Here is a 23,570-nt window from a genome sequence, read left to right on the forward strand (position 1 = left end):
CTGTTGCGGCCGGTGTCCCGCGTTCAGGGGACACCGGCCGCTTTTCATGAGACGGCGGCCAGGCGCTCGGCGATCCACGGGGCGAACAGCGCCCGCGGCGGGTCGACCAGGGACGTGACCCGGATGAACGCCTCCGCCAGGTCGCCGTCCTCGACCGCGGCGAGCTGGATGGCCCGGATCGTCGCGGCCGGACCGCCCGTCGACTTGCCGTCCAGGGCCAGGTCGGCCCCCACGGCCAGGGTCCACGGCGCCTCGTGCAGCTCGGCCTGCCCGGCGTGGAACGCCGCCGGGTCGTCGTCCGCGCGCAGCAGCTCCGCGGACATGGCCGCGGTGGACATGCCCTGCCCGTAGACGGGGTTGAACGCGCACGCCGCGTCGCCGATCACGAGCACGCCGGGCGGGAGCTCGGCCTGCTCGTACCGCCGCCGCACGTACGACGGGAAGTGGTACGTCGACGCGTCCCCGATCGGGGTGCCGCCCGCGATGACCTTCGCCGTGTCCGGGACCGGGAGACTGCCCGCGTACGCGGCGAAGCCCTCCAGGTCGGCGGGGGGCCGCTCGCCGTGCACGCCGGCCAGGGTCACCAGGACCCGGCCCCCCTCCAGCTGCTGCATCACGGAGCTGCGCCGCAGGCCCGGGTAACGGGCGGTGATCACGACCCGGTCGTCGCCGAGCAGGTCGCCGGCGAAGACCCGCGACGCGTACCGCACGTCGATCGGCACCACGTCCTCGGCCGGCGGCGCGACGCCGAGCTCGGCGAGCCACTGCGGCATCCGCGACCCGCGCCCGGTGGCGTCGACGACGAGCGCGGCCGGGACGACGCGGGAGCCGTGCCCGTACCGGCTGGTGACGCGCACCGCCCGGACACTCTGCGCCTGCGCACTCAGCCCGACGATGTCGTGCCCGTCGGTGATGGTGACGTTGCCGAGCCGCCGGACCGCGGCCCGGATCGTGTGCTCGATCAGCGGCCGGCTCGCGGTGAGCGCCTCCAGGCCGATGCTCCGGCGGACCAGGGGCTGGCCGTTGAGGTACCAGCGGGCGTTGCCGAGCACGTCGCCGGGCAGCGCCCCGGCGGCCAGGAGCCGGTCGGTCAGTCCGGGCAGCAGGCCCTCGGCGGCCTGCAGCCCGCGGGGGAGCAGCGCGTGCACGTGCCGCCCCTGGGGCGCTCCCCGGCGGGCGTCGGGCCCGGCCGGGAGGTCGTCCCGCTCGATGATCTCGATGGTGTCGTAGCGCGGCGCGAGTGCGGCCGCCGCGAGGAGCCCGGCGACGCTGCCGCCGAGGACGACTGCGTTCTGCTTCATGCACGCAGCGTCGTCGTGCCGGCCGCCGCGGTCTGCGTCGAAAGACGTACGCGTTCGGACGCCTATGCGTCACTCGCGGTCACGGCTGGCGCATCGGCGACAGGGGATGGCGGGCGGCGGATCTTGTCGCGGGCCGCCGATCGGCCTAGGTTCGTTAGGCAAGGCTTACCTGACACGTGAAGGGCGAACGGAACCACATGCGCGCCGTCCGGGCGGCCGGCCTGGCCGCCGCCCTCGCCCTGCTGCTGCTCGTCGTCCTCGCCAGCCTCGCGGTCGGCGTCAAGGCGATCCCACTCGGCCAGGTCCTCGACGCGCTGCTGCACGGCCGCGGGCCCGACGCCGGCGTCATCCTCGACCTGCGCCTGCCCCGCACCCTGCTCGGCGTGGCCGCCGGGGCGTCCCTCGCCGCGGCGGGCGTGCTCATGCAGGCGCTGACCCGCAACCCGCTCGCCGACCCGGGCATCCTCGGGGTCAACGCCGGGGCCGCGTTCGCGGTCGTCGTCGCCATCTGGATCTGGCGCTTCGCCGACCTGACCGCGTACGTCTGGTTCGCGTTCCTCGGCGCCGGGATCGCCTCGGTGCTGGTGTACCTGCTCGGCTCGCGCGGCCGCTCCGGCGCCACGCCGGTGCGGCTGGCCCTCGCCGGCACCGCGATCAGCGCCGTGCTCGGCGCGCTCATCAACCTCATCACGCTGCTCGACCCGAAGGTCTTCGACGGGTTCCGGTTCTGGGGCGTCGGCTCCCTCGCCGGCGTCGACCGGGCCGTCGTCTGGCAGGTGCTGCCGTTTCTCGCCGCCGGCGCCGTCCTCGCCGTGAGTCTCTCCGGGGCGCTCAACACCCTGGCCCTCGGCGACGAGACGGCCCGGGCGCTGGGCAACCGGGTCGGGCGGACCCGCGTGCTCGGCGCGATCGCGGTCACCCTGCTGTGCGGGGCCGCGACCGCCGCCGTCGGGCCGATCGCGTTCGTCGGGCTCACCGTGCCGCACATCGCCCGCGCGGTGACCGGGCCGGACCATCGGTGGCTCATGCCGTACGCGCTGGTGCTGGGACCGGTCCTGGTGCTCGGCAGCGACATCCTGGGCCGGCTGGCCGCCCGCCCGGCCGAGATCCAGGCCGGCATCGTGACCGCGTTCCTCGGCGCGCCGGTGTTCATCGCGCTGGTCCGCCGGCGCCGGGTGCCCGAGCTGTGAGCGTCGTGTCCGGCCGGGTGCTGCGCAGCCGCGCCGACCGCTACTCGGTGCGCTGGCACCCGCGCACCCTGGCCGTGTGCGGGGTGCTGCTCGCGATCGTCGTCGCGGTCGGGGCGCTGAGCCTCACCACCGGCACGTACCCGGTCGGGCCGGATCGGGTCTGGGCCACGCTGCTCGGGCACGGGACGCGGATCGAGCACTTCATCGTGGTACAACTGCGGCTTCCCAGGGTCTTGACGGCGATCCTCGCGGGCTGGGCGCTGGGCATGAGCGGGGCCGTGTTCCAGGGCCTGTCGCGCAATCCGCTGGGCAGCCCGGACATCATCGGCTTCACGGCCGGCGCCGCCTGCAGCGCGGTGCTGGAGATCGTGCTCCTGCGCGGCGGCCCGACCGAGATCGCGGTCGCGGCGGTCGGCGGCGGGCTCGTCACCGCGGTCGTGGTCACGCTGCTGTCGGCCAAGCACCGCCGCCTCACCGGCTACCGGCTCATCCTGATCGGCATCGGGATCGGCGCGATGCTGCAGTCGGTGACCACCTATCTGCTCACCAAGGCCACCCTCCCCGACGCGCAGAGCGCCGCCGTGTGGCTCATCGGCAGCCTCAACGCGGTCGGCTGGGGCACCGTCACGCCGCTCGCGGTGTCCGTGGCCCTGCTCACGCCCCTGGCGATCCTCGGCGGGCGGGCGCTGGGGTGGCTGGCCCTGGGCGACGAGACCGCGAAGGGCCTCGGGCTTCCCGTGCAGCGCAGCCGGTACCTCCTGATCTTCACCGGCACCGCCCTGGCCGCCGTCACCGTCGCCGCCGCGGGCCCGATCACGTTCGTCGCGCTGGCCGCGCCGCAGCTGTGCCGCCCGCTGACCCGCGGCTCCGGCGCGCAGATCGTGCCGGCTGGGGCGATGGGCGCCGCGCTGCTGCTCGCCGCCGACTTCGCCGCCCAGCGGGTGATCCCCTCCGGCCAGCTGCCCGTGGGCGTGCTGACCGGGGCGCTCGGCGGGCTGTACCTGTGCTGGCTGCTGGCCCGCGAGTGGAGGTCCGGACGCTCATGAACCCGCCCGCCCGGCTGCACGCCGACGATCTGACCCTCGCCTACGACGAGCGGATCATCAGCACGGCCCTCGACGTCGTCATCCCCGACCGCTCGTTCACGGTCATCGTCGGCGCGAACGGCTGCGGCAAGTCGACGCTGCTGCGCGCCCTGTCCCGGATGATCAGACCCGCTCGGGGCACGGCGTACCTCGACGGCCGCGACATCACCCGGATGCCCGCCAAGCAGCTGGCCCGGCAGCTCGGCCTGCTGCCCCAGTCGCCGACCGCGCCCGACGGCATCACCGTGGCCGACCTGGTCGCCCGGGGCCGCTACCCGCACCAGCGCCTGCTGCGCCAGTGGTCGCGCGACGACGAGCGCATCGTCACCGAGTCGATGACCGCCACGGGTGTACTCGAACTCGCCGACCGCTACGTCGACGAGCTCTCCGGCGGGCAGCGCCAGCGCGTCTGGGTGGCGATGGCGCTCGCCCAGCAGACCGGCATCCTGCTGCTCGACGAGCCGATCACGTTCCTGGACATCGCGCACCAGATGGACGTACTGGACCTGTGCGCGGAGCTGCACGAGCAGCAGGGGTACACCCTCGTGGCCGTGCTGCACGACCTGAACCACGCGTGCCGGTACGCGACCCATCTCATCGCGATGCGGGACGGGGCGATCGCGGCGCAGGGCCCGCCGGCCGAGATCGTCACCGCCGCGCTGGTTGAGGACGTGTTCGGCCTGCCCTGCGAGATCATCACCGATCCGCAGAGCGGGACTCCGCTGATCGTGCCCATGCATCGCGCTTCGCCCACAGGTCGGCGTAGGTCCGCCGGTTCCTGATCAGCTCGTCGTGCGTGCCCTGCTCGACGATCCGGCCCTCGTCCATGACCACGATGGTGTCGGCGCCCACCGCCTGTTCGAGGCGGTGGGCGATGGTCACGGCGGTGCGCCCTTGTTGGACGGCGGCCGCGGCCCGGTCGAGGCTTTTCGCGGCGTCGCTGCCGGCCTCGGCGGTGGCCTCGTCGAGCACCACGATGTCCGGGTCGAGCAGCATGACCCGGGCCAGGGCGAGGTGCTGGGCCTGACTCGCCGTCAGCGGCCCGTGCTCCGGCAGGGTCGCCCCGACCGCGCGCAGGGCGTTCTCGAGCTCCTCGTCCGTGGCGCCGGGCCGGGCCAGGCGCAGGTTGTCGGCGACGGTACCGGCGAAGACGTGCGTCTCCTGCGTCACGAGCACGCCGCCGGGGTGGATCGCGCCCTGGCGGGGCTGCCGGAGGCCGGTGAGCAGGGCGGCGAGGGTGGACTTGCCGGAGCCGCTGGCGCCGACGATCGCGACGTGGTGCCCCGGCGGGACGTACAGGCTGACGTCGTGCAGCACGTCGGGGGCGTCGCCGTACCCGAACCGGAGCCGCTCGGCCCTCAACTCCCCGCCGTCCCGGCGGGTTCGCGGCGGCTCCGGCTCGGCCCGGGTGATGCCGACCAGGCGGGCCAGGCCGGCGCCCGCCTGCTGGATCTCGTCGAACACCCCGAGCGCGGCGTTGACCGGATCGAACAGCCCGGCGAAGAACAGCGCCGCGGTGGTGGCGGCGCCGATGCCGGCCCGGCCGTCGCGGACCAGGACGTACGCGACCAGCAGGATCGCCCCCAGCCCGACGAACTCGGCCACGTTGAGCCGCCCGTAGAAGCGGGTCGCCGCCCGGGTCGCCCGGAACTCGTACTCCATCGACTCCCGCGACGCCTTGTCGATCGCGTCCCGCTGCCGCTGCCCCAACCCGAGGGCGCGCAGCGTGGGCAGGGCCGTGAACCCGGCGAGCAGCGCGGCGGCCCTCCTGCCGTCGGCGGCGCGCCCGGCCGCGTAGATCGGCCGGGAGGTGCGCAGATACCACCGCAGTGTCAGAGCCTGCACCGGTACCGCCAGCAGCCCCGCCACCGCGAACCGCCAGTCGAGGACGGCCAGCCCGGCGAGGGTGGCGGCGATCGTCATGGCGGCGCTGAGGAAGCGGCCGAGGACGCCCTGGGCGACGTCGCCGACCTGCTCGACGTCGCCGGCGAGGCGGGCGACGAGATCGCCGGTGCCGCCCCGCTCGACCGCCTCGAGCGGGAGCCTGACCGCCGAACCGAGGGCCTGTTCCCGCAGCCGCCCGAGCGCGGGCAGCACGACCCAGGCCAGGAGCGCGGTGCCGGCCCAGGTGGTGACGGCGGCGGCCAGCGCGGCGGCGGCGAGCAGCGCGACGGGTCCGGCGAGCGCCCGTGTCCCGCGGTGGTCGGCGATGGCCTGGGTGATGGCGCCGATCGCGGCGGGCCCGGCGAGCCGCACCGCACTCCCGGCGAGGAGCACGACCATGGCCGCGGCGAGCGTGGCGCGATGGCCCTTGAGGAGTCCTCGGAGCTCGCGCCGGACCTCGGCCCCGGTGGCGACGGGAAGGATCGTGTTGCCGCTGCTCATGGCGCCGGCTGCACGGTGATGATGTGGTCGCAGCGGGTGAGCCACGCGGGGCTGTTCGTCACCACGATCGTCGGTCGCGCTCCGCGCAGCTCCCGGACGCGCTCGGCAATGCGGTCCTCGGTGACGGCGTCGACAGCGGTGGTCGGATCGTGGAGGACGAGGATCGGGGGATCGGCGGCGAGCGCCCGGGCCAGGGCGACGCGCTGGCGCTGGCCGCCGGAGAGCGCCTCGCCGCGGTCGCCGACATCGGTTCGCGCCCCGTACGCGGTTCCCTCGATGACCTGATCGGCGCCGGCCGCCCGGACCGCGTGCTCTGCTTGCTTGAGTGCCGCGAGGTTGTCGTCTTTCTTGAGTGCCGCGAGGTTGTCGTCTTTCTTGAGTGCCGCGAGGTTGTCGTCGACGGTGCCCGGTAGCAGGACCGCGTCGTGCGGCGACACCAGGATGTGCCTCCGGAGTTCGGTGAGTCCGGCGTCCCTGATGTCCCGGCCGCCGAGCAGGATGCGGCCCTCAGCGGGGTCGTGTTCGCGGGCCAGCAGTGCCGGTATCGCGGCCGCTGCCGCCGGGTCGTCACACGTGATGCCGGTGAGCCCGCTCGGTGCGGTCTCGGTGCTGATCAGCGTCTTTCGGCGTGCGGGAAGGCGGACATTCTCGAAGCGCACCGTCGTGCCCGCTGTGCCGCTCGTGCCGTCCTCGACCGCCGGGGGTTGGGTGAGCACCTCGTGGACGCGGGCGGCGGAGGCGGCGGCGCGGGCATGGGCCACGGCGGCCCCGGCCAGCGTCTGCATCGGCCCGACCACGAACTGTGCCAGCCCGAGCGCCGACACCAGCGCCCCGAGACCGATGCGGTCCGTGAGCGCCAGGTAGCCGCCCGTACCGGCGACGACGGTGAGGTACGCCCCGCTCAGCAGCGCCCCGGCCGCCGCGAGCGCCGCCCCGGACGAGGTCGCCTGCCGGGCGGCGGCGATGGCCTGGCGGCTGGCCTTCGCGTACTCGGTCACCGCCCCGTCCTCGGCCCCGATCCCCTTCAGCACCCGCAGGCCGCGCACGGTGTCCTCGGCGAGCGCGGTCGCCCGGGCCTGCGCGTGCTGCTCGGTGAGGCTGCGCGCGTGCACGAACCGTCCCACGACATGCTGCGCCGCGAGCAGCGCCGCGGCCCCGGCCAGGCTGATCACCCCGAGCAGCACCGAGAACCGCAGCAGCAGCACGACGGAGACGAGCAGCACCACGGCGGCGGCGACGGCACTGGCCGCCTGCCCCGCGTACGCCCCGACCCGCGAGGTGTCGCTGCTCGCCCGGCTCAGCAGGTCACCGGGCGAGTTGCGCACCCCGCCGGCGGGCTGGACCACACGCTCGGTCAGCCACATGCGCACGGTGTGACCGGTGTGTTGCTTGGCGCGCACACTGGCTCGAGCGCCGAACCGGTACGACGTGGAAAGCAGGAGAAAATCGGCCCCGAGCACCCCGAGCCACAGCGCGATGCCGGCCGGACTCCCGTGGTCGACGGCCTCGCTCACGGCCGCCCCGATGATCACCGGCACCATGGCCTCACCGAGCTGGTGGCTGCTGTACAGCACCGTGGCGAGCACGAGGTCCCGCCGCCGCGCCCACAACGCCGCGCGCAGCAGGTGACCAGGGGCAATCATCATGATCGCTACGTTAGGCTGGCCTAAGTTTGACGTAAACGGCGTAGCCCGCCAACCGGTGTCGCTTGTTCGCCACGGTCGGCCGGGATCAGGGTTGGAGGGCTCGTGGCGATCCAGACCGCGGCGATCGGGCTGGCCCGGTTCGACATGATGCGGGGCGAGCGGTTCGAGCACCACGCGCACCGCGAGCACCAGCTGGTCTGGGCCCCGGCCGGCGTCCTGATGGTCGACGTCGACGACCGGTACTGGGTGCTGCCGCCCGCCCTGGCGCTGTGGATCCCCGGCGGCGTCCGGCACGCGACGATCGCCCTGCGCACCTCCGTCATGCAGGGCATCTACCTGGACCCCGACAACTGCCCGGTGGCGTGGCGGGACCCCACGGTGATGGCGGTGTCCCCGCTGGCCCGCAACCTGATCGAGTACCTGGCGGGCACCCTCGCCGACGATCACCGCCTGCACGCCGAGACCGTGCTCCTGGAGGTGCTGCGCCCGGTCGTGAAGGCCACGATCGAACTGCCGCTGCCGGTCGACGAGCGCGCCCGGGACGTCGCCCGTCTGCTGCTGTCCGACCCGACCGACCACCGCAGCCTCGACGAGTTGGCGCGGGTGGCGCGTTCGAGCCCGCGTACGCTGCTGCGGCTCTTCCTGACCGAGACCGGCCTGACCTTCACGCAGTGGCGCGCCCACGCGCGGCTGCAGGCATCGATCGCGCTGCTGGCCGAGGGGCAGCCGGTGGCGCGGGTCGCGCCGCAGGTCGGGTACGCGACGGCCAGCGCGTTCGTGGCCGCCTTCCGCCGCGTGACGGGCCACACGCCGGCGGCCTACTTCTCCCGCCTGCCCACGCTCTGACCCGCTGCGCGCGGTGCGTTTGCCTCCCGCTCCCGCTCTCGCTCCCGCTTCCCGGCCGGCCGCGTTGGTCTTTCGGTGCTTGCGCATCTCCTGCGTCGGTCGTCGGTGTTTGCGCAGCTGAGCGCGGCGCGTTGCCGACCGCTCCCGCTTCCCGGGCGGCCGCGTTGGTCTTTCGGTGCTTGCGCATCTCCCGCGTCGGACGTGGGCGTTGCGCATCTTCCGCGTCGGTCGTGGGCGTTGCGCATCTTCCGCGTCGGTCGTCGGTTTTGCGCAGCTGAGTCGGTGGCGTCGGCCGGCGGTGCTCGCTGGATTGCCGGCAATGGTCCGCACCCGACGGCTCGTGGCGGATCGGCGCGACGGCGGCGAGTAGGCGACATCACCTGGCGCGGCCCGGCCTTGTCCCGCCAACGGGCCGGCTCCTAGCCTGGCGATCGTTAGGCAAGCCTAAGCTAAACGCCACCAGCAGGAGTCCCGTCGCATGAGCGTCCCGCAGAGTCCCGTTGCCAGCAATACGCCCTCGAACCGCACGGTGTCCCGCCGCGGTCTGCTCGCCGGTGGCCTCGGCGTGGCCGCGCTGTTCGGGCTCGCCGCCTGCGGCGCGGACGACGACGGCCCGTCGGCGGGCGGCGGGTCCCAGGCGGCGTCCGGTACCCGGAAGATCGACACCGCGAAGGGCTCGATCGAGATCCCGGCCCAACCCGCCCGCGTGGTCACCATCCAGCCGTCGGCCTCGGCGACACTGTACGACCTCGGCGTGGTACCGGTGGGCGTGTACGACCAGGGCGAGGAGTACATCTCCCCGCGGTACAAGGACCGCTGGACCCCGGCCACGAAGATCGGCACCGCGGGCCAGATCGACCTCGAGAAGGTCGCCGCGCTGAAGCCCGACGTCATCATCGGCGTCGACTACCCGTGGAACACCGACGTGTACGACAAGCTGTCCGCCCTGGCCCCGACCGTCATCGCCACCGCGGACACCTGGCAGGCGACGGCCAGGACCACCGCCGACGCCGCCGGCAAGCTCGACCGGATCGCGGACCTCGAGCGGCAGATCACCGAGCGCTCCAACGCCATCAAGTCCACCTACGCCGCGGTGCTGGGCCGCTACAAGTGGAACATCCTGCAGGGCGGCTTCGACCAGGGCCAGTACTGGGTGTACGGCCCGGGCTCCGACGTCGGCACGATCCTCGCCGCCGCGGGCATCCAGTTCGCCCCGGCCAGCGCCGCCGTCTCGGGCCCCGGCAACCAGGCCCTGTCCTACGAGCGCATCGACGCCCTCGCCGACGGTGACGTGATCGGCTTCTACGCCGGGTACGACGGCAAGCCGAACAACGAGGGCCCGAAGCTCTGGGCGCAGCCGGCGTTCACCAACCTGGCGGCCGCGAAGAACAACCGCCTGGTCCCGATCCCCGACTTCCTGCCCGGCGGCTACGGCGACGCCCTGGCCGTGCTGGACCAGGTCGAGGCCGGATTGAAGACCCTGCAGTCCGCGGGCTGACCTCCGCCCGACCGGCCCCTGCCGAACCCTCGCCGTCGCGCCGGTCCCGTTCGCGGACCGGCGCGCGACCGCACCGATGAGCGCGTCCAGCTCGGGCCCGGCCTCAGCGAATGTCGACCTTCTTGGTCGCGGTTGAGGCGACTCCCGCCATGTTGGCGACGGTAACGACGATCTTGTAGGTCCGCTTCGCCGCGTAGGTGTGGTCCACGGCCAGGCAGCCCCCGTAGGTATCTCGCTGCTCGACCGCGCTCCCGTCGCCGAAGTCGATCGAGCAGGTCATGCGCTTGGCGGTCGCGTCGTCGACGTGCACGTGCAGCTCGATCTCCGAGCCGAGGCCGGGGACGGGATACGAGATGGAGAGCGTGACCGCTGGTGGTGTCTGGGCGGCCGCGAAAGCCGACTGGCTGGCCGCGGCCGCCGCCTTGGCCCGGGCCGCTGTCACGTCCGGGTCCTCAACGACGACCCGACCGTCGACGGCGAGAGACCGCAGCTGCGGCCGGCCGTCCAAGGCCACGTTGCAGTCAAACGACGTCCGGATCAGAGCGCCGAAACTGTTCTGCGCGTCAACGGCACCTGACACCCGGAACGTCCGATTCTCGGCGGTGTCGACCTGACCGGGCACGAACCGGGCGGTCGCCGGAGCCTTCAGGTTCTGCAGCACCGCCCTCTGGCAGACCTCAACCGCCAAGGACCGGTCCGGCACGGCAGCGGCCGGAACGTCCGGATGTTCGGTCTGGGGCGAGCCGCAGCCGGCGATGACGAACAGTGTCAGCAGCGAACAGCCGGCGAGCAGCCGCAGCCCTCGCATTCGAACCCCCTCCATGAGCACGCGTGCTGAAGGGTAATCGCGGGGATAGGCCCGGATTGTCGGTCAAGAGCACGATTCCTCCGCCCGACCGGGCGGCGCGGGGTCAGCGCCGGCCGTGCCACCGGCCATATCGCCGACGTCTGCCCTATCCCGGCATCCCGCAGCGGCCTCAACCTGACGCACTCCGGCCACCCACCTCGCATCGCGACGGCCGACGAGCGCCGACAAGCGATGGCGGCCCTCACGTCGTGAGGGGCGCGTGCGGGCCGGATTGGTGTTACGAGCTTCCGGTGAAGGAGTACCAGCCGCCGCCGAGGGGCACGAACCGCGGGCCCTCGAACACGCCGGTGTCGAGCTCCGCGCTCGGCCCACCCGGCAGGTACGCGAAGCCGCCGTCGTCCATGAATCCGGCGCCGTTCGCCTCGAAGAAGACCGCGCCGCCGGGCACCCATTCGGCGCGCGGGATGGTGTACGTCCCGATCCGCTTCGGCACCGTGAACGGCTCCGGCGCGCTGCCCGCCGGCGGGATCGGATGGCCGGCGACGACGGCGTCGAACGCGCCGTGAACGGCTGCCCAGCGGACCTTCAGCGGTACGTCGGCGACGAGCAGCGCCACCGTCAAGGCCCCGATGGCCGGTGTGATCGCGAGCCACCAGTGCAGCCTGCGCGTGGTGACCGCGGCGATGACCAGCCAGGCGAGCCAGCAGACGCCGACGGCGAGCACCGCGACTGCTGCGAGCGCGACCTGCCAGATGTCGCTGCCCGGGTAGCTCATGGACCACAGCACGAACCCGGCCACGGCCACGACGACGGCGTGGAAGCCGATGATGAGCGGCCGCAACGGGCTGCGCGCCGTGGGAGCCGTACCGCGCGCGGCGAGCTGCGTCATGCCGACATTCTCAAATACCGGATTACTGGATTACCGATTATCTGCAATCACCCGACGACAATTCTGACGTAGGTCACGCTCGGTGGTCGCCGCCGGCGCAGCCGGGAGACGCGAGCGCTCAGCTCTCCTCCATCTCCGCGACCTCGGTGATCCAGGTGCGGGCGGCGGTCGGGAGCTGGGAGGCGCCCTTCGCGTACGTGGCGATGCCCGTCATCAGGCCCGGCCACAGCGACCCGCGCCACCGGCCGCCGAACGGGGTCAGCAGCACCAGGCGGCGGCCGTTCCACCAGCCGTGGGTCTCGGTGCCCGCCGCGCCGCGGACGGTCACGTGCGTGTCGGGGAAGTCGCGCAGCAGGTCCAGGACGAGCAGCGTGGTGCGCCGGGGGTCCTTCGAGGTGTCGACGAGCACGCCGCCGTGGTCGGAGCGCTGGACGGTACCGACGGAATCGGGAATCGCGTCGACGGCGTCGTCGAACGGCGAGCGCACGAGCAGCTCCCCGGCGTCGGCGGCAATGCCCTCGGCCTGGAAGTCGGTGCCGAGGATGTCGCCCGCGAGGCCGTTCGCGAACCGGGCGACCAGGTCGGCCGGCGGGGCCGCGTCGAGGCGGACCTGCGCGCGGAGGTCCTCGAAGCCGCCCAGCGGTGACAGAACGTGACCGTGGTGTACCGCGGCGATGCCGACCGTGGCCAGGGCCGCCTGCTCCTCCGCGAAGGCCTCGTCGTCGGCCGCGATGAGGGCGTCCAGGCCGGCGGCGAGCAGCGGCGTCCAGTCCTGCGGGGCGGGCCACAGGCCGGCGGCGGCGAGCACGAGCACGATGCGGAACGCGGCCAGCCGGGCGGGCAGCGGCCAGCCCGAGGCCGCGCCGCCGAGGCGGAGGACCTGCTGGCGCAGGCGCTCGATCTGGCCGGCGTCCATGCTGACCACGGCGAGGCCCAGGCCGTCGGCGGCGTCGACGGCCGTACGCCCGAACGCGAAGTCGAGCAGCGCCGGGCCGACGATCGCGCGCAGCCGCTCCTCCTCGGCGGCGCGCCGCTCGGCCACCGGGACGCCGTGGCGCGCGGTCCGGCCGGAGGCCAGCGCCGAGACCGCCGCGAACAGCGCCTCGAGGTCACCGGCGTCGCCGAACACGTCGCCGAGCTCGCGGACCTCCAGCGGCGACGGCCGGGTGTAGCGGGTCACGGCCACGGCGACGTCGCTGATCACGGCCGCGCCGAGCTGCGTGCCGTCGGCCGCGCGGACCTGGGCCGAGCGGCCGCCGAGCCGTGCGCCCTCCGCCACGTACGTGTGCAGCCGCCCCTCCGCCCCCGTCCACGGCAGCTTCAGCGACGTCTCGCCGGCGGTCGCGACCAGGCCGTCGGGCGCGCTCGAACCGGCCGCGACCAGGTTCGCCTCGACGCGGTCGGCGTGGACACGCAGCGTGAGCACCCGGGCGGCGGAGGTCGGCACGGACTCGGGGGTACGAATGGTGAGGGACGGGTCACTGAGCGCGACATCGCGCCCGTCGACCGGGTCCAGCAGCGACGCCGTCACCTCCTGCAGCAGCGCCAGCTCGCAGTTGCCGCCCGGGTCGGCGCTCGTCACCAGCAGGGACTCGGGCGTGCAGTCGAGGCCACCGGTCACGAGCACGCCGGCGTCACCGTTCCACCACTCGATGACCCCGGCGCCGCGGTACCGCCCGTCGCTCGCGGTTTGCACCAGCACCTCGCCGGTCTCGTCGAAGCCGCCGACCTCGTCCAGCGCGGCGGTCAGTCCGGCCGCGTCGCAGCGCACCCCGGACGGCACCAGCAGCCGCACCTGCAGCGCCCGCACCGCGCGGGCGATCTCGCCGAAGGCGCGCCCGGCCGGGTCGAACGCGGGCGCGGCGACGCTGAGCCGGTCCGCGCCGGGGGAGAACGGCAGCTGCTCGAGGATCGGCACCTGGTCGTTCGCGAGCAGCATCGGCTCGTCGTGCTCGCCCTCGTGCGGGCGGGCGGTGAGCAGCGCCGCGACCGCCTCGAGGCGCTCCGCCCCGATCGGCTCGATCCACAGCTGGCCGGGCAGCCGCCGCAGCCACTCCGCGAGGTCGGTGATCAGCGTCGGTACCGTCGGGCCGTCCGCGGTCAGGTGCGTCCACACCTCCGCGTCGCGGCCCCATCCGCCGGGCGTGGCGTCGCCGGAGCCGATCGACACCGTGGCCGCGGTGGGTGACACGGCGATCACCACGCGTGCCCGGAACGCACCGCCGGAACGGCACACCACCGGTACCGGCAGCACATCGCGCACCGCCGTCGCGCCGTCACCGAGCGCCGCCTCGTAGCGCGCGTCGAACAGCACGGTGGTCCGCGCCCCAGCCGCGCGCGCCTGGCGCAGGCAGGCCTCGGCGAAGCCGAGATCCGCGCGGCCGGTCAGGACGAGCACCTCTTCGGCGCCGCTCAGCAGCGGCGCGGGAGTCTGCGGGCTGTCGGCCGAAGCCGTCCACGCCGGGCCAGCTGTCAGCAACCTTCGGCTCCCTTCGGCGGCAACACCGTTGTCACATATACCTTGAGGCAATGACCGTCCGCATCAGGCACATCACGATCGACTGCGCCGATCCGTACCGCTTGTCCCTCTTCTGGAGTGCGGTGACCGGCTACCAGGAAGCGCCGAACGATCCCAACCTGCCAACGCATGATCAGGCGCTCATCCTGGCCCCGGACGGCTCTGCCGGCCTGCTGTTCATCCGCGTCCCCGAGCCCAAGAGCGTGAAGAACCGCGTGCACTTCGACGTGCAGCCGCTGGACGCGACGCGCGACGAGGAGCTGAAGCGGGTGCTCGCCCTGGGCGCCTCTCAAGTCGACGATTTCAGACGACCAGACGGTACCGGCTGGGTTGTCGTCGCCGATCCCGAGGGCAACGAGTTCTGCATCGAACGGTCGCAGGGCGAACGCACAGCGTGACCGTTTCGTGCCGCCGTGCCCCGCGCCGCCCGCCGAACGCATACGGTGACCGAATCGCGCACTCCGGTGACCGTCCCAACAGCGCCGCTCCGTGATCTCGGCCGCACCCGGCGCCTGACCGATGCGGTCCGCAAACCGGGCCGCGCTCGGCGGTGGGTCGACGCCCGCGGTGGGCCCGGCCGCGCTCGGCGGTGGGTCGCGGCGCGCGGCGAGCTCGTCCGCCCTCAGGGGTGAACCGATGCGCGCGGTGAGGCCGGTGGCGCCTGGCGATGGACCGGTAAGACCAGCGGCGCTCGGCGGTGGACCGATGCGCGCGGTGAGGTCGGCGGCGCTCGGCGGTGGACCGATGCGCGCGGTGAGGTCGGCGGCGCTCGGCGGTGGACCGATGCGCGCGGTAAGACCGGCGGCGCTCGGCGGTGGACCGATGGGCGCGGTGGGCCCGGCGGCCGTCGGGGATGGGCCGGGGCGCTCCGCGGTGGCGGAGGTGTGGGTTGCGTGACGGATGCGCTGCGTGGGGCAGGCGGCGCGCGGGATGTGGCCGTCTGCCCGGGAGCGGTGCCGAACGCGTAGCGTGACCATGACGTCACGAGTATGCCGGGTGATGCTTGCGCGGCGCGGGCGGTCGGCGGACCATGCTGCCATGCAGCGCGATGAACTCGCCCTCACCGGCGGTGGCGGCGTCCGGATCGTGTACGACGCGTGGGTGCCCGAGTCCGGCGCGACCGGCTACGCCGTGTTGTCGCACGGCATGGGGGAGCATGCCCGGCGCTATGACCACGTTGTGCGACGGCTCGGTGACATAGGGCTCGCGGTGTACGCGCCCGACCACCGGGGGCACGGACGGTCGGAGGGCAAGCGGTTGCTTGCGCGGAGCATCAGGGAGTACACGAGCGATCTGCAGTTGCTTTTTGCTGCGACAAAGGAACGGCATGCGGGACAGTCGCCGTTCCTGATCGGGCACAGCATGGGGGCCATGATCGCGCTCGCGTATGCCCTGGATCACCAGGCTGAGCTGCGCGGACTGGTGCTGTCGGGCACGCCCGTGCTGCCCGGCAAGGGTATTCCGAAGCCGGCGATCGCGGTGGCCAAGGTGCTCGGCCGGATCGCGCCCGGCGCGCCGGTGCAGACGCTGCCGTCGCGGCTGATCTCGAAGGACCCGGCGGTGGTGGCGAAGTACGACGCGGACCCGCTGGTGCACCACGGCAAGGTGCCGGCCGGGCTCGGCGGCGCGATGCTCACGCAGATGGCCGAGTTCCAGCGCCGGCTGCCGGAGCTGACGCTGCCCACGCTCGTGCTGCACGGGTCGGAGGACGGCCTGGTCGACGCCGAGTCGAGCCGCATGATCGCCGATCGTGCGGGTTCGGACGACCTTACGCTGCACATTTACGACGGTCTGCACCACGAGGTCTACAACGAGCCCGAGCAGGAGCGCGTGCTCGATGACCTGATCGGGTGGCTGCAAAAGCATTAGGGAAGCATTTGTACCGTCCGTGCGTTATCGCTGACCATGAACGACGCCATCGCCGAGTACCGCAGGGGAGTCCTCTACTTCGACGCCGGTGATCCCATCGAGGCTGCCAAGATCCTGTCCACAGTGTTGGACGAGGAGCCGGGCAACGCCGAGGTGCGGCTGTGGCTGGCGCGCGCGTACTTCGCCTCCGCGCAGCTCAACCGCGCCGAGACGCATCTGCGCACGCTCGTCGACCGGGACCCGAGCGATCATTACGCCTGCCACCTGTTGGGACGGACACTGGAGCGGCAGAACCGGCCCAAGGACGCGCTGCCGTTCCTGCGCCTGGCCGCGGCCATGTCGGCGGTGCCGGACTACGCGACGGCCGTCGAACGGGTGGAGGGCAAGATCTGAGCAGGTGAGCGGATTGGTGCCAACCCGGGGGCAGCGCTTCGCGCGGTGATCGCCTACGGTGCTCACTCGTGAGGCACTATCCGTGGCGCGCACTGCTCAAGGGCATCTGGCGAACGCTGCTCGCACTCATCGTGACGACAGCGTTCGTCATTGTGTGCGGCATCCTGGCCGGCGGTCCGAGCTTCAAGTGGCTCGCCGCCGGCCTGATCCTGTCGCTGTTCGCGGCCGTGCCCGGCTACCTGCTGTACCGGCTCGGCGCGCCCGACCACTCGGCCGGCAACCGCGTGGTGATGCTGCTGGCGCTGATCGCCGGCTCGGTGCTCGGCACGCTGCTCGTCCTGCCGGTGTACATGTCGCGCGAGGGCGTGCCCACCGACGCGCAGGTCACGCAGGTCGTGCGGGCGATCAGCAAGGTCTCGGAGCAGCGCTTCCCCGCCTATCAGGTCGCCGACCGCACGACGGGCGAGAACCTGGGCCGGCTGCGGTTCCTCAACAGCGAGCCGAAGGTCGGCGACGTGGTCCGCGTGCGCAAGGACCCGCGCGGCTGGTTCAACGTCACGGTCGCCGACCCGACCGGCCTGTTCACGAAGCTGGCCGCACTCATCGTAGCGGTGCTGGGACTGTCCGCATTCTTCCTGGGTGCGGGCGGGCACATGCCCGAGGACTGACGCTCAGAGGTGCACGGGGAGCGCTACCGGTCCGTGGATGAGCACGCCGGTGCGCCACTGCACCTCCGGCGCCGGGACCGCGAGGCGCATGTCCGGGAACGCGGTGAGCAGGTCGGTGAACGCGATCTGCGCCTCGAGGCGGGCCAGCGGCGCGCCGAGGCAGTAGTGGATGCCGTACCCGAAGGCCAGGTGCTGGTTGTCGGCGCGGTCCAGGTCGAACGTGTCCGGAGCGGGGAAACGCTCCGGGTCTCGATCCGCTGCGAGGAGTGAGATCGCCACCATCGCGCCGGCCGGAATCGTGACGTCGCCGTACGTGACCGGCTCCATGGCGGTGCGTGACGTCGCCGTCTCGACCGGGCTCTCCAGCCGCAGGAACTCCTCGATCGCGGCCGGAATCAGCGCGGCATCCTCCCGCAGGCGGCGGTGCGCGTCCGGATGGGTCATCAGGGTGTACATCCCGTTGCCGATCAGGTTGACCGTCGTCTCGTGCCCGGCGAGCAGCAGCAGGAACGCCATCGACGTGAGTTCGTCCTCGCTGAGCCGGTCGCCCTCGTCCCGGGTCGCGATGAGCGCGCTCAGCAGGTCACCCGCCGGAGCCGAACGCTTACGGTCGATGAGTCCGAGCAGGTAGCCAACGAACGCCGCGGCCGCCTCGGGCACGCCGGGCCCGCCGGCCGACGCCGACACCATGACGGAGGTCCACCGCCGGAAGTCGGCCTGATCCTCGACCGGCACGCCGAGCAGTTCACAGATGACCTGAATCGGCAGGTGTACCGCGTAGTCCTCGACCAGTTCCGCATGCTCCTTGCCGCGCAGCGACCCGACCAGTGCGGCGCTCAACTCGCCGACCCGGGGCCCCAACTCCTCGACCCGGCGCGCCGTGAACACCTTCGACACCAGTTTGCGCAACCGGGTGTGATCGGGCGGATCGTTGGCGAGCAGGTGCCTGGTCAGCGGCGTACTCACCGGCCGCGCCAGCGACTTCGCGTTGTCCCCGGCCCCTTGCCGCTTTGACAGCCGTGGATCGGCGAGCGCCACTTTGCAGTCGGCGTACCGGGTCACCAGCCAGACCTCGATGCCGTTGGGCAGCGTCACCGGATGGACCGGCGCTTCCTGCCGCAGGTGCGCGTACACGGGATGGGGGTTGTTCCAGAATTCCGGCGTGAACTGCAGCTGCGACGTCACGCATCAACGGTAACGAATCGGCATGACGGGCCGGTATCACCAACTCGAACGTGGCAGGATCATCGGCGTGGCGAGCGAGTCGAAACACATCAGCGTCCACATCGAGCGCACCCCGGCCGAGGTCTACGAATACGCCGCCGATCCGGCGCACCTGCCCGAATGGGCGGCCGGGCTGTGCAGCGGCGTCGAGCGTCAGGGCGAGCGCTGGTTCGCCGTATCGGGCGACGACCGCATCGAGCTCACATTCGCCGCGGACAATCCGTTCGGCGTGCTCGACCACAACGTCCACCTGCCCACCGGCGAGGTCTTCCGCAACCCGATCCGCGTCGTGGCGCACGACGAGGGCAGCGAGCTGACGTTCACGCTGCGCCGGCAGCCGGCGATGACGGACGCCGATTTCGCGCGCGACAGTGGACTGGTGCTGGCCGACCTCGAGGCGTTGAAGCGCATCGTTGAATCCCGCTGACCGCCCGGCGGGGTGGGGCCGGCGGCGCCAAGCGGCTGTTAAGTGCCCGCCAACCGTTGCCGCGTCTGCTGTACGGCATGAAGAACTCCGCACCCAACCTGCTCGGCATCACCATCAACCACCGCTCGATGCGCGGCGACGCCCGCCGGTTCGCCGACGTCACCCGGGCCATCGCCGACGGCCTGATTCCCGCCACGCCCGCCCGCGCCAAGGCGATTCACCGCTATCTCACCAGCCTCTGCGACGGCATTCACCACCATCACCAGGCCGAGGACGACGTCCTGTGGCCGGTCCTGCAGGCGACCGCGGGCGCCGAGGTGGATCTGGCCGAGCTGACCGACGACCACGCGCAGCTCGACCCGCTGCTCGACCGCATCCGGCAACAGTCCGCCGCCCTCGCGAACACGCCGAGTGACCCCGCCGCGGCCGCGCGGCTCGCCGATTCGCTGACCACGCTGCGTGACCTCCTCGACGAACACATCGACGACGAGGAGCGCACCGTCTTTCCGGTGATCGTCCGGTACGTGTCCGGCGAGCAGTGGCAGAAGGTCGAGGACGCGGTGCGCAAGGGCGGCAAGATGAGCTTCGAGCTGCCGCGCATCGAGCGCTATGCGACGCCGGAGGAACTCGTCGAGCTCTACCGGCAGGCCGGTCCGGTGCTGCGCCTGATCCTGGCCGCGGTCCGGCCCGGGTTCCTGCGCCGCGAACAGCTCATCTTCGGCTGATTTTCCAATGCCGCTTGTGTACTCGCCGTGCTCATTTCGCGACGCTCACATCCAGGGCGTGGCGCCGGTACGGGCGGCCAATTCCTTCGCCGCCGCGAAATGGGCATCGGCGGGCCGGCCGAGTGCGACGGCCAGCTTTCCCAGGACCAGGTCGACGGGGGGACCGGGGACCGTACCGCTGGCCAGTCCGACGAACTGTCCGGCCCACGGCAGCAGCAACTCGTAGCATTCGGCCGCCACGGCGACGTCGCCGAGCGCGGCCGCGTTCTCGCCGCGCAGTCCCATCATCGCCAGCCAGTAGTAGTCCTCGCGGATCGGCACGCCGGGCTTCCAGGCCGCGCGGGCCTCGTCGAGCCGGCCCGCGTCGACGTGTGCGCGGGCGATGAACTCCCCGGCCTCCGCCTCGGCGGTCGACAGCGTCCGCAGCGGCTCCAGCACCGGCAGGCACGTGTGCCCGAGCCCCTGCGTGAGCCGGACGAAGAACACGCCGACGAGGCTGACGAGGTTGGCGTTGGGCTGCCCGGCGGCCTCGATGCGCCGGCCGAGCTCGGTGTAGATACGCTCCGCGGTCGCGTGGTCACCGGCGAACACCGCGCGGATCGCGCCGAGGATCGCCATCACGGAGAGCGTCACCCCGAGCTGGCCGGCGGTGGACCGTTCGAGCGCGCGGTCGAGGTGCCCCTGGGCCAGCCGCAGGTCGTTCCGCTCCAGCGCCGCCTGGTACAGCATGTGGTGCGCCTGCGCCTGGAACCCCAGCGACTTGGCCCGCTCGGCCACTTCGAGCAGTTCGGCGCCGACCACGGGGAGCTCATGGCGGCGCTGCGGGTTGAGGACCGCGAAGTATCGTGCGTTGAGTGCCTGGCACAGCAACAGGGCGTCACCCTCGGCGCGGGCGATGCGCAGGGCCTCCGCGCTGGCGTCGTCGCACCGGGCCAGGTCGTCGCCCTCGAGCTCGTACACGAGGGCCACGAGCATCCGCACGCGCAGGCGGGCCGGGAGGTCGGTGCGGGCGAGGGTCTGTTCGAGCAGCCCGACGAGGGGCTGGTCGATGACCCGTGCCACGCGGATCGACCAGGCGACCGGCGCGTCGAACGCGGCGAGGGCCCGCGCCAGCGGTTCGACGTCCTCAGCTCCGGCCAGCCCGGGAACCGCCGCACGGCCTGCACCGACGCTGGTCGAGAGGGCGCCGGTCGTGAGCGCGCCGGTCGTGAGCGCGCCGGTTGCGGGTGTGCCGGTCCAAGGTGCGCCGGTCGAGGGTGCGCCGGTCGAGGGTGCGCCGGTCGAGGGTGTGCCGGTCGAGGGCGCGCCGGTTGCGGGTGTGTCAGTCCAGGGTGCGCCGGTTGAGGTCGGCGGGCCGGATGAGCCGGTGTTCGGAGCCGGCGCAGTGGTGGTGCTCATCGAGTGCACCGGGCCGCCGGGTGCCGGCGCTTCCAGGTTGCTGAGGGAGAGGCCGGTGAGTTCGGCGGCGGCGCGTACGGCGTCCCATCGCGCTCCGCGGGCGGCGAGCATGTCGCCGGAGTTCGCGCGGGCCGACGTCAGGCCGCACAGCAGGTCGAGACGCAGCGTCACCGGGTTCTCGCCCGGGTCGGCCGAGGCCGGGCGGCGCAGGGCGAGGGCGTCGAGGGCCCCCGCGTACAGCTGCGCCGCCTCGCTGTGCGCGAACAGTCCGGCCGCCTGCCGGGCCGCCGCCGCCGCGTGGCCGGCCGCCCGCATCGCCGTCGCCGGGGTCGCGGCCGCGAGGGCGTGATGGCCGAGGGCGGCCACGTCGTCGGGGCTGGTGCGCTCCAGCACGGTGAGTACGCGCTCGTGCAACCGTCGGCGACGGAGTTGCGGCATGTCGTCGTACAGGACATCGCGTAGCAGTGCGTGACCGAACCGTACCCGTCCGGGGGCGGGCTCCTCCAGCAGCCCGGCCAGCACGCCGGCTTCGAGGCCGTCGAGCACCGCGTCCTCGTCCTCGGTGAACGCCTCGGCGAGCACGTCGATGTCGACGTCCCGGCCGAGGATCGAGGCGTGGCGCAGGACCGTCTGCGCGGCCGCCGGCAGCCGGGCGAGCCGCCGGCGCAGGACGTGGCCGATGCCGGCCGGGATCGCGCGGACCGCGCTGCCCGCGCCCTCGGCGGAGATCAGCCGGGCGGTCTCGGCCAGGAACAGCGGGTTGCCGCCCGTGCGCTCGTGGACGACCGCGGCGACCTCGGCGTCGACCGGGGCCCCGAGGTGCCCGGCCAGCACCCGCGCCGCCGCCTCCGGTCCGAGGCCGTCGAGCACCAGCTCGAGCGAGCGGGGCCCGGCCAGCGCCGCCTGCGCGGCCGCGAGCTGCGGACGATCCTCGCCGGTACGGAACGTCGCCACCACCAGCACCGGCCGTCCCACCAACGCCACGGCGACGTGCCGCAGGACCTGGAGGGTCTCGCCGTCGGCACGGTGTACGTCGTCGAGCACGACGAGCAGCGGCCCGCCCGACCCGAGCCGCTCGCCGACGGCCTGGGCGAGCTGAAACTGGTCTCCCGCCGCGAGGGCCACCGATGAGCCTCGGCTCGCGACGGTCTGAGCGGGCGATTGCAGATGATCCGGCACCTGACCGGACTGCACAGATCCGGCCTGGGGTGCGGCGTGCTGTCCGGCCTGGGGCCCGGTGTGCGGTGCGGTCTGGGGTGCGGCATGCGGGCCGGCGTTGAAGACGCCGTGGATTCCGCTGTGGAGCAGCGGTTCGTCGGCCAGGACCTCGGTCCAGGCCCAGGCCGGTGGCGCGCCGTCGACCTCGGGGCAGCGGCCCCAGGCGACCTGCCAGCCACGGTCCGCCATCGCCGTCGAGAACGCACGCACCAGGGTCGACTTGCCTGCGCCCGCCTCGCCGCCGACCCAGACGATGCGCAGGCCATCCCGGTGTACCGCGGCGGCGACCTCGGTCAGCGCGGCCAGCTCGGATTCGCGTCCCACCGCCTCGACGCCACGGGTCCCGGCGGTCCAAGCCGCCGGCCGGGTGCGCACGCCGGCCGCAGGCTGATTCCCGGGAGAAGCTGCGGGTCGACGTCCGGGAGCACCGGCGGCGCCGGGTTCCGGTGCGGCCGTGCCGAGGGTCGCCGCACCGTCGCTGCCGGTGACTGCCGGCGCGGCATGCGACGAGGGCGGCGGTGGTGGCGGAGCGTCAGCGGAGAGGTGCTCGGCGTGGGCGAGGACGTCGGCCTCCAGCGTGCGCAGCGCCGGGCCCGGGTCGACGCCCAGCTCGTCGGCGAGGCGCTCGCGGGCCTGGCGGAGCGCGGCGAGGGCGTCGGCCTGCCGTCCCGCCCGGTACAGCGCCGAGGCCAGCACGTGCACGGCCTCCTCGCGCAGCGGGTGCTCCTGCACGTGCCGGTCCAGCTCGGGTACGACCAGCGCCGCCCGCCCCAGCCGCAGCGCGACCCGCCCGGCCGCCTCCACGCAGGCCAGGCGCAGCTCCTCGAGGCGGGCCGCCTCCGGGGTGGCCCAGGCCTCGTCGGCGAACTCCGCGTACGCGGGACCGGCCCACGCGTCGAGCGCCGCCCGCAGCAGGCGGTCGGCGGTGCGCGGGTCGGACTCGGCGAGGTCGCTGCCCTGCCGCAGCAGCGCCTCGAACCGCCAGGCGTCGACCTGCTCGTCCGGCAGGCGCAGCGCGTACCCGGGTGCCACGGACACGACGACCGTCGCGGGCGTGCGGGGCGCGCGGCCCGGTTCGAGCGCGCGGCGGAGGTTGGAGATGTACACCTGCAGGGCGGCGAGCGCCTTCGGCGGCGGCTCGCCCTGCCACAGGTCGTCGATGAAGCGGTCCGTGGGCACGACGTGACCGCCCGCGGCGACGAGCCGGGCCAGGACCGCCCGCTGCCGTGGCCCACCGGCGTCGGCCGGTGTCCCGCCGACCGTGGTCCGCAGCGGCCCCAGGACCCCGACGCGCACGGTCGCCGGATCGTCACCGGCCGTCACTGCTCGGACTCCGTATTCGGATGGCCGCCGCCGGCACCGGAGCGTGCGGTGTCAGGCACGGGAGGTCACGAACATCGGGGCTCACTCACATCAGGACCGGGGCCGGGAACAGGGTGTCTCTCCGGCATCTGATCATGAACGGGGAGTGCGGACAACCGC

Annotated in this window: 19 protein-coding genes; 11 read left to right on the plus strand and 8 right to left on the minus strand. The window is 73.2% G+C overall.

What is annotated here, in order from left to right; genetic code table 11:
• Positions 1-44: 44 nt before the first annotated feature.
• Positions 45-1,301: an FAD-dependent oxidoreductase gene (locus ACQPZ4_RS24365; RefSeq protein ID WP_433065472.1), complete on the minus strand. Its 1,257-nt coding sequence runs from the start codon at positions 1,299-1,301 to the stop codon at positions 45-47.
• Between the two features lie 176 nt (positions 1,302-1,477).
• Between ACQPZ4_RS24365 and ACQPZ4_RS24370 the strand changes: the two genes are divergently transcribed.
• From ACQPZ4_RS24370 to ACQPZ4_RS24380, 3 genes are read left to right on the plus strand one after another with little or no spacing between them, the layout of a single operon-like run.
• Entirely contained in the window at positions 1,478-2,491 is a 1,014-nt protein-coding gene (locus ACQPZ4_RS24370) for a FecCD family ABC transporter permease (protein WP_433065475.1), read from the plus strand.
• Positions 2,488-3,537 (plus strand): FecCD family ABC transporter permease, encoded by a 1,050-nt coding sequence (locus tag ACQPZ4_RS24375; RefSeq protein ID WP_433065477.1) that lies wholly within the window; start codon positions 2,488-2,490, stop codon positions 3,535-3,537. The genes ACQPZ4_RS24370 and ACQPZ4_RS24375 overlap by 4 nt, the downstream gene beginning before the upstream one ends.
• A complete protein-coding gene (locus ACQPZ4_RS24380) occupies positions 3,534-4,358 on the plus strand; it encodes an ABC transporter ATP-binding protein (protein WP_433065480.1) in 825 nt (274 codons plus the stop codon). Before ACQPZ4_RS24375 ends, ACQPZ4_RS24380 begins: the two co-directional genes overlap by 4 nt.
• Here ACQPZ4_RS24380 and ACQPZ4_RS24385 read toward each other — a convergent pair.
• Positions 4,273-5,961 carry an ABC transporter ATP-binding protein gene (locus ACQPZ4_RS24385; protein ID WP_433065483.1) on the minus strand — a complete coding sequence of 563 codons (1,689 nt, stop codon included), beginning with the start codon at positions 5,959-5,961 and terminating at the stop codon, positions 4,273-4,275. The two genes, ACQPZ4_RS24380 and ACQPZ4_RS24385, sit on opposite strands and share 86 nt — an antisense overlap.
• Complete coding sequence (locus ACQPZ4_RS24390) at positions 5,958-7,607, minus strand: ABC transporter transmembrane domain-containing protein (RefSeq protein WP_433065486.1); 1,650 nt, start codon at positions 7,605-7,607, stop codon at positions 5,958-5,960. Before ACQPZ4_RS24390 ends, ACQPZ4_RS24385 begins: the two co-directional genes overlap by 4 nt.
• A 102-nt stretch (positions 7,608-7,709) precedes the next feature.
• On the opposite strand from ACQPZ4_RS24390, the gene ACQPZ4_RS24395 reads away from it, so the two are divergent.
• The gene (locus ACQPZ4_RS24395; protein WP_433065488.1) at positions 7,710-8,453 is read left to right on the plus strand and encodes an AraC family transcriptional regulator; all 744 of its coding nucleotides are present in this window, start codon (positions 7,710-7,712) and stop codon (positions 8,451-8,453) included.
• 478 nt (positions 8,454-8,931) lie between these two features.
• Positions 8,932-9,951 carry an ABC transporter substrate-binding protein gene (locus tag ACQPZ4_RS24400; protein WP_433065491.1) on the plus strand — a complete coding sequence of 340 codons (1,020 nt, stop codon included), beginning with the start codon at positions 8,932-8,934 and terminating at the stop codon, positions 9,949-9,951.
• 103 nt (positions 9,952-10,054) lie between these two features.
• On the opposite strand, the gene ACQPZ4_RS24405 is transcribed toward ACQPZ4_RS24400, so the two are convergent.
• The 3 genes from ACQPZ4_RS24405 to ACQPZ4_RS24415 form a co-directional block, all read right to left on the minus strand.
• Complete coding sequence (locus ACQPZ4_RS24405; RefSeq protein ID WP_433065494.1) at positions 10,055-10,759, minus strand: PKD domain-containing protein; 705 nt, start codon at positions 10,757-10,759, stop codon at positions 10,055-10,057.
• A 277-nt stretch (positions 10,760-11,036) separates the two neighbouring features.
• Positions 11,037-11,648, minus strand: coding sequence for a hypothetical protein (locus ACQPZ4_RS24410; RefSeq protein ID WP_433065497.1), 612 nt, complete (start codon positions 11,646-11,648; stop codon positions 11,037-11,039).
• 118 nt (positions 11,649-11,766) lie between these two features.
• Positions 11,767-14,127, minus strand: coding sequence for a hypothetical protein (locus tag ACQPZ4_RS24415; protein WP_433065500.1), 2,361 nt, complete (start codon positions 14,125-14,127; stop codon positions 11,767-11,769).
• A gap of 50 nt (positions 14,128-14,177) precedes the next feature.
• On the opposite strand from ACQPZ4_RS24415, the gene ACQPZ4_RS24420 reads away from it, so the two are divergent.
• The 4 genes from ACQPZ4_RS24420 to ACQPZ4_RS24435 all read left to right on the plus strand — a co-directional run bounded on the left by ACQPZ4_RS24420 (position 14,178) and on the right by ACQPZ4_RS24435 (position 17,096).
• Positions 14,178-14,564, plus strand: a complete 387-nt coding sequence (locus ACQPZ4_RS24420; protein WP_433065503.1) for a VOC family protein — start codon at positions 14,178-14,180, stop codon at positions 14,562-14,564.
• Between the two features lie 640 nt (positions 14,565-15,204).
• Entirely contained in the window at positions 15,205-16,035 is an 831-nt protein-coding gene (locus ACQPZ4_RS24425) for an alpha/beta hydrolase (protein ID WP_433065506.1), read from the plus strand.
• Between the two features lie 36 nt (positions 16,036-16,071).
• Positions 16,072-16,428 carry a tetratricopeptide repeat protein gene (locus tag ACQPZ4_RS24430; RefSeq protein WP_433065509.1) on the plus strand — a complete coding sequence of 119 codons (357 nt, stop codon included), beginning with the start codon at positions 16,072-16,074 and terminating at the stop codon, positions 16,426-16,428.
• Positions 16,429-16,496: 68 nt separating this feature from the next.
• Entirely contained in the window at positions 16,497-17,096 is a 600-nt protein-coding gene (locus ACQPZ4_RS24435; RefSeq protein ID WP_433065512.1) for a hypothetical protein, read from the plus strand.
• Between the two features lie 3 nt (positions 17,097-17,099).
• Here ACQPZ4_RS24435 and ACQPZ4_RS24440 read toward each other — a convergent pair whose 3' ends face one another.
• Positions 17,100-18,281 carry a cytochrome P450 family protein gene (locus tag ACQPZ4_RS24440; RefSeq protein WP_433065515.1) on the minus strand — a complete coding sequence of 394 codons (1,182 nt, stop codon included), beginning with the start codon at positions 18,279-18,281 and terminating at the stop codon, positions 17,100-17,102.
• A 67-nt stretch (positions 18,282-18,348) separates the two neighbouring features.
• Between ACQPZ4_RS24440 and ACQPZ4_RS24445 the strand changes: the two genes are divergently transcribed.
• Both ACQPZ4_RS24445 and ACQPZ4_RS24450 read left to right on the plus strand, forming a co-directional pair.
• Positions 18,349-18,747 (plus strand): SRPBCC family protein, encoded by a 399-nt coding sequence (locus tag ACQPZ4_RS24445; RefSeq protein WP_433065518.1) that lies wholly within the window; start codon positions 18,349-18,351, stop codon positions 18,745-18,747.
• A 77-nt stretch (positions 18,748-18,824) separates the two neighbouring features.
• Positions 18,825-19,472, plus strand: a complete 648-nt coding sequence (locus ACQPZ4_RS24450; RefSeq protein WP_433065521.1) for a hemerythrin domain-containing protein — start codon at positions 18,825-18,827, stop codon at positions 19,470-19,472.
• A 45-nt stretch (positions 19,473-19,517) separates the two neighbouring features.
• Here ACQPZ4_RS24450 and ACQPZ4_RS24455 read toward each other — a convergent pair whose 3' ends face one another.
• Entirely contained in the window at positions 19,518-23,411 is a 3,894-nt protein-coding gene (locus ACQPZ4_RS24455) for a BTAD domain-containing putative transcriptional regulator (RefSeq protein WP_433065524.1), read from the minus strand.
• Positions 23,412-23,570: the final 159 nt, after the last annotated feature.

The sequence above is a fragment of the Dactylosporangium sp. CS-033363 genome, assembly GCF_050942475.1.
Taxonomy (GTDB): Bacteria; Actinomycetota; Actinomycetes; order Mycobacteriales; family Micromonosporaceae; genus Dactylosporangium.